Annotated in this window: 4 protein-coding genes; 3 read left to right on the top strand and 1 reads right to left on the bottom strand. The window is 74.8% G+C overall.

All coding sequences use genetic code 11. The features are described from left to right. The coding region (locus PSD17_RS25040; RefSeq protein ID WP_339124784.1) for an ATP-binding protein at positions 1–2518 on the bottom strand (2518 nt) is incomplete at its 3' end. Between the two features lie 127 nt (positions 2519–2645). Between PSD17_RS25040 and PSD17_RS25035 the strand changes: the two genes are divergently transcribed. The 3 genes from PSD17_RS25035 to PSD17_RS25025 are packed head-to-tail and all read left to right on the top strand — an operon-like array spanning position 2646 to position 6342. Continuing rightward, positions 2646–3623, top strand: coding sequence for a carbamate kinase (locus PSD17_RS25035; protein WP_013678268.1), 978 nt, complete (start codon positions 2646–2648; stop codon positions 3621–3623). Continuing rightward, positions 3620–5161 (top strand): protein FdrA, encoded by a 1542-nt coding sequence (locus PSD17_RS25030; RefSeq protein WP_103381829.1) that lies wholly within the window; start codon positions 3620–3622, stop codon positions 5159–5161. Before PSD17_RS25035 ends, PSD17_RS25030 begins: the two co-directional genes overlap by 4 nt. Next, positions 5158–6342, top strand: coding sequence for an MSMEG_0565 family glycosyltransferase (locus PSD17_RS25025; RefSeq protein ID WP_339124781.1), 1185 nt, complete (start codon positions 5158–5160; stop codon positions 6340–6342). The genes PSD17_RS25030 and PSD17_RS25025 overlap by 4 nt, the downstream gene beginning before the upstream one ends. Positions 6343–6380: the final 38 nt, after the last annotated feature.

Raw genomic sequence — 6380 nt, 5'->3', positions numbered from 1 at the left:
TGCGGCGGCAGAGGGCGGCGGCGCGGGCGAGGACGGTCTTGGCCTCGGTGAAGCGGTCCATGTGTTGCAGCAGCGCGCCCTGGTAGGCCAGGGCCATGCCGCGCGTCGAGTCGTCGGGTCCACTGCCGAGCACCTGTTCGTAGGCGGTGCCGGCGCCGGCGTAGTCGCCGTCCCAGTGCCGGACGCGGCCGAGGAGCAGGGTGGCGCTGGGTAGGGCGCCGGGGGCGGCGGCGGCGGACTCGGCGAGCTCGGTGGCCTGTTCGGCGAGGTCGACGGCGGCCATCGCGTCGCGGGCGTAGAGCGCCGTCCAGCCCAGCTGCTCCAGCGCGCGGGCCTCCAGCTCCGAGTCGTCCATCCCGCGCGCGAGCTCGAGTGCCTGCTCGTGGTCGGCGACCGCGTCGTCGTGCCGGCCGATCTGTGAGCAGGCGCGCCCGCGCCGCAGCAACGTCTGCACCAGCACGACGACGTCGCCCGCACTGCGCGCGGCGCCGACGGCCTTGGACAGCAGCTCGACGGCCTCGTTGTTGGCGAACGCGCGCGACGCGACCTCGGCAGCGGCGGTCCACGCGTCGGCGGCCGACGACCAGTCCCCGGCGGCCGCGTAGTGGCGTGCGGCGGTCTCGGGACGGGCGTCGAACATCCGCGCCGCGCGCCGGTGCCTGCTGACCCGCACCGGGCTCGGCGACGACTCGTAGGCGACCTGCCGGACCACGTCGCTGACGAACGCCAGCGCGTCGCGGCGCAGGCGCAGCAGGCCGTGCCGCACCGCCTCGTCGGCCCGCGTCGCGCACGTGCGCTCGTCGATCCCGGCGAGGGCGGCCAGGTCGGCGGGCGTGAACGACGCGCCCAGCACCGCGGCCTGCCCGAGCAGCTCGGCGACGTCCTCGTCGACGCCCGCGATGCGCTCGGCCACGATGTCGCGCAACGAACGGGGCACCGGGACGGCGCCGTCGTCGGGCCGGGACCCGGGTGTGTCGGGCTGTCGCAGCAGCTCGGTGACGAACAGCGGCGAACCCCCGGTCCGGGCGTGCAGCCTGCGCGGGTCGTGGCCGGTCCCGGCGCGGCGGACGAGCTCGGCGACGGCGGCGACGTCGAGCGGGCCCAGCACGAGCCGCTCACCGGGAACGTCGTGCAGCGGCTCGGCCGCCACGGGGTGCGCGCCCTGCTCGGTGACGACGAGCAGCACCCGCGCCCCCGGGACGGTCCGCCACTCGCGGACGGCCACCCCGAGCGCGGCGATCGTGGAGCGGCCGGCGTGGTGGGCGTCCTCGACCGTCACCAGCACCGGGCGCCGGGTGGCGAGCCGGGCGACGAAGCCGGCGAAGGCGTCGACCGCGCGCCCGTGCGCCAGTTCGGGGTCGGCGAGCTCGGGCCCGGGGCCGGGTCCGGCCTGCTCACGGTCGGCCTCGGCGATCAGGTCGGCCAGCTCGGGGACGAGCTGGGCGAGCGTGTCGAGGCGGGGGCCCGCCAGCGCGAGTACGTCGGCCGGGTCGACCCGGCGCAGCGCCGCGCGCACGACCTGCACCAGCGGCTCGAGGTAGAGCGAGCGCTCGGCCTCGAAGCAGGTCACGGGCAGGACCAGGGCGCCGTCGCGGCGGAGTTCGTCGGCGAAGCGGTCCACGAGCGCGCTGCGGCCGATCCCGCTCACCCCGGACACGACCACGAGCCCCGGCTCCCCGGTGCACGCGCGGTCCCAGTGCGCGCGAAGGACGTCGAGCTCCCCGTCGCGCCCGACGACGGGGTCGGGGCCGGGCTCGGACGCCGCGGCGGCCGGGTGCCGCGCGGCGTGGACGGTGTCGCGCAACGCGCGCGTCGCGGGCGACGGGTCGCACCCCAGCTGGTCGGACATGGCGGCCTCGAGCCGGGCGTACTCGGCGAGCGCCGCGCCGGGATCCCCGGCCCGCCAGCGTCCCGTCATCACGACGCGGCAGGCCTCCTCGTCGAGCGGGTCGGTGGCCAGGGCCGCGCCCGCGACCTCGACGGCCAGGTCCGGCGCGCCGAGCGCCAGCGCGGCGGTGCTCCGGGCGATGCGGGCCCGGCGCAGGTAGCGCGCGGCGCGCAGCCGGACGTCGGAGACCCACTCGTCGGCGGGCTCGCCGGCCATGGCCTCGCCGGCGTCGAGCGTCGTCGTCGCGAGCTCGGCGGCGGTGAGTGCGACGGCGAACCGCCCGTGCGCCAGTTCGCGTTCCGCCGTCTCCACGTGCTCGATCGCCTCGGACAGGTCGGTGCCGAGGTCGTCGGGGACGAGGCGGTACCCCGCGGGGGTGCCGTCGATCCGGTCGCGCCCCAACGTCCGGCGGAGCCTGCTGACGAGGGCGGCGACGTTGCGGTCGGCGTGCTGCGGCGGCGACTCCTGCCAGAGGGCTTCGACGAGCACCCCGACGGCGACGAACTCGCCGGGCCGCTCGGCCAGCACGGCGAGCGCGCGCCTGGCCTTGCCGACGGGCACGACCACGGCCTGCTCGCCCTCTATGGTGAACGGGCCGAGCAGGCGCAACTGCAGGTGGGCCCGGGGCACGCGCGGACTCTATCGGGGTCACAGGACGTGACGTGACGAGCGGCCGTCTACTATAGTGTGCGCACACCTCCGATGATGAAGACCCGGCCCCGGTCACGGGACCCCGACGGGAAAGACGGACGTCTCGATGTCCAAGACCGCAGTCGTCGCGCTCGGCGGCAACGCCATCACGCGCAGTGGGCAGGCGGGCACCCAGGCAGAGCAGATGGAGAACGCGCGGGCGATGGCCGTCGCGGTCCGCGGCCTGCGTGAGTCCGGCTGGAACGTCGTACTCGTCCACGGGAACGGGCCCCAGGTCGGCAACCTCGCGATCCAGCAGCGCGCCGGCGCCGGACAGGTGCCCGAGCTGCCGCTGCACGTCCTCGGCGCGATGACCGAGGGCCAGCTGGGCTCGCTGCTCGCCCTCGCCGTGCGCGAGACCGGCGGGGTCGACCTGCCGGGCGTCGTGACCGTCGTGACGCACGTCGTCGTCCGTGCAGACGACCCGGCGTTCGGGTTGCCCACCAAGCCGATCGGCCCGTTCTACACCGTCCAGGAGGCGGCCCGCCTGGTCTCCGAGCAGGGCTGGGTCGTCGGGGAGGACGCCGGGCGCGGGTACCGCCGCCTCGTCCCCTCGCCCAAGCCCGTGGAGATCGTCGAGCTCGACGCGATCCGCAACCTGGTCGACGCGGGGCTCATCGTCGTCGCCGCGGGTGGCGGCGGGATCCCCGTCGTCGACGAGGGCGGCACGCTGCGCGGCGTCGACGCCGTCATCGACAAGGACGCCGCGGCGCAGCGGCTGGCCACCACGCTGGGCGCCGACGCGCTCGTACTGATCACCGACGTCCCCGCGGTGATGCTGGACTTCGGCAAGGAGTCCGCCCGCTCGATCGGTGAGATCACCGTCGACGAGGCGCAGACGCATGCCGACGAGGGCCAGTTCCCCGAGGGAAGCATGGGCCCGAAGATGCGGGCCGCCATCCAGTTCGTCCGCGAGGGCGGTGTCACGGCTGTCGTCACGAACGCCGAGCGCGCCGTCGCGTCGTTGAACCCCGGGGGCGGCGACGGCGCCGAACCGGGAACCCGAATCGTTGCCGCCGACCAGCATCTGGGAGCCGCTCCGTGAGCATCCATCGCATCACGCTGTACACCGACACCTACGTGGACTCGGTGGTGCAGCTGTCCGGCACCCGAGCGATGCGCGGCCTCGACGGCGTCGTCTGGGCCTCGGCCGCGATGGCCACCCCCGCCAACCTCGAGACGCTCGCCGGCGAGGGCTTCGACACCTCCGAGATCGGGCACGCCGGCGCGAACGACCTGTTCGTCGCGGTGAACGCCGAGTCCGACGAGCTCGCCGAGTCGGCCCGCGAGGCCGGCGAGGCCGCGATGTTCGCGCCGCGCACCAACGCCTCCGGCGAGGCCGCCGAGAAGCCGGCCCGCACCCTGGCCCAGGCCGTCGCGCGTCAGCCCGACACCAACGTCGCCGTCATCTCCGTCCCCGGCGACTACGCCGCCCTGGAGGCGCACAAGGCGCTGTCCGCAGGCCTCGACGTGCTGCTGTTCAGCGACAACGTCTCCGTCGAGGACGAGGTCGCGCTCAAGGAGCGCGGCAACCGCATCGGCCGGCTCATCATGGGGCCGGGCGCCGGGACCGCGATGCTGGGCCACACCTGCCTGGCGTTCGCGAACGTCGTCAAGAAGGGCAACGTCGCCGTCGTCGCCGCGGCGGGGACCGGGGCCCAGGAGGCCGCGAGCCTGGTCGACCGGTGGGGCGCGGGCATCTCGCACGTCATCGGCCTCGGTGGCCGCGACCTCACCGCCAAGATCGGCGGCCTCACCGCCAAGCAGGCCATGGCCCGCCTCGTCGCCGACGACGCCACGGAGATCGTCTTCCTGGTGTCGAAGCCACCGAACCCGCAGGTCGCGCAGGAGGTCCTCGCCGCCGCCGAGGGCAAGAAGGTCGTCGCCGCGCTGATCGGCATCGACAAGGGGTTCGAGGCGCCCGAGGGCGTCGTCGTCACCCGCACGCTGGAGGCCGGCGCGATCGCCGCGGCGAAGCTCGCCGGGCAGACCCCGCCCGACGTCGCCGAGGGCCTCGTCGAGCGGGTCCGCGAGATCGCCGAGACCCTGCCCGCGGAGCGCACCCTGGTCCGCGGCCTCTACTCCGGGGGCACCCTCTGCTACGAGTCGCTCGTCGTGCTGGGTGAGACGCTGGGCGACGTGTACTCCAACACCCCGCTCGACAAGTCGCTCGGCCTGCCCGCCCCCGAGGGTGCCCACACCTCGCTCGACCTCGGCGAGGAGGAGTACACCAAGGGTCGCCCGCACCCGATGATCGACCCGGAGGCCCGGATCGAGCTGCTGCGCGAGCAGGCGGCCGACCCGAAGGTCGCCGCGATCCTGATGGACGTCGTGCTCGGCTACGGCGCCCACGAGAACCCGGCGGGCGAGCTCGTGCCGGTGTTCACCGAGATCCGCGACGCCGGCGGCCCGCAGGTCATCGTCTACGTGCTGGGCACCGAGCAGGACCCGCAGGGCTACCAGGCGCAGAAGAAGGCGTTCGAGGACGCGGGCGTGCTCGTCACCCAGACCGCGCAGCGTGCGGCCCTGGCCGCCGCGGCGATCGCGAGCCGCAAGCCCGAGATCGCGGCGATGTCGCTGTGACCGGTACCGGCGACCGCGTGCGGCGCGGGCTGGCGCTCGTCTCGCACTCCACCAAGCCGCGGGGCGGGCTGGTCCACACCCTCAGCCTGGCCGAGGAGCTGCACCGGCAGGGCGTGCCGGTGCACCTGCTCACCCTCGGCGACCCGGCGGTGGGGCTCTTCCGCCGCACCGACGTCCCGAACACCGTCCTGCAGGCACCCACGAAGGTGGGCGACACGTTGGACGACAAGGTGTTCGCGTCGATCGACACGTTGGCGGCCGCGCTCGCCGAGCTCGCCGGTGACTACGACATCCTGCACGCGCAGGACTGCATCGCCGCCCGGGCCGCCGCCCGGGTGCGCGACGCGGGCGCCCCGATCACCGTCGTGCGGACCGTGCACCACGTCGACGACTTCACGACGCCCGCGCTGATCAACTGCTCCCGCCAGGCGATCGTGAAGCCCGACCGGATCCTCGTCGTCAGCGAGCAGTGGCGGCGCATCATGCGCGACGACTACGGCCGTGACGCCGACATCGTGCCCAACGGGGTCGACCTCGGCAGGTTCGCCAAGCCCGCGGACGGCACGATCGAGGAGCTGCGCGCGCGGATCGGCGCGGGCGACGGGCGATTCGTCTTCCTCGCCGTCGGTGGTGTGGAGCCCCGCAAGGGCACGGTCCACGCCTTCCGCGCGCTCGCGCAGCTCAAACGCGACGGCGTCGACGCCACGCTGGCCGTCGTCGGCGGGCACTCGTTCCAGGACTACACCCCCTACCGGGACGCGGCGCTCGCCGAGCTCCCGGAGCTGGGCCTGGAGCTCGGGCACGACGTCCACCTGCTGGGCACCGTCAGCGAGGCCGACCTCGCGGGCTGGTACCACGCGGCCGATGCGCTGTGCTTCCCGTCGGTGAAGGAGGGCTGGGGGCTCGTCGTCTTCGAGGCGATGGCCGCGGGCCTGCCCGTCATCGCCAGCGACCTCGACGTGTTCCACGAGTACCTCGAGGACGGGGTCTCGGCGCTGCTGCCGCCCGTCGAGGACTCCGACGGGCTCGCGCAGGCGATGCGCACCATGGTCCGCGACGCGGCGCTGCGCGACCGGCTGCGCGCGGGCGGCGAGGCGATCCTGCCGCGGTTCAGCTGGGAGGCCAGCGCGCGCAGGCACCGCGAGATCTACGACGAGATCCGCGACGCCGCGACGTCCTGACGTCCGCTCCGCGCCGACGGCCGCATCCCGGTGGGGGT

The sequence above is a fragment of the Pseudonocardia sp. D17 genome (assembly GCF_036984265.1).
In the GTDB taxonomy this organism is placed as follows: Bacteria; Actinomycetota; Actinomycetes; order Mycobacteriales; family Pseudonocardiaceae; genus Pseudonocardia; species Pseudonocardia benzenivorans.
Note: the sequence above shows the minus strand (reverse complement) of the source record. Positions and strands in the feature narration are given on the sequence as shown.

Coding starts and splice junctions, on each gene's coding strand:
- PSD17_RS25035 (WP_013678268.1), top strand. CDS start 2,646: ATGTCCAAGACCGCAGTCGTCGCGCTCGGCGGCAACGCCATCACGCGC.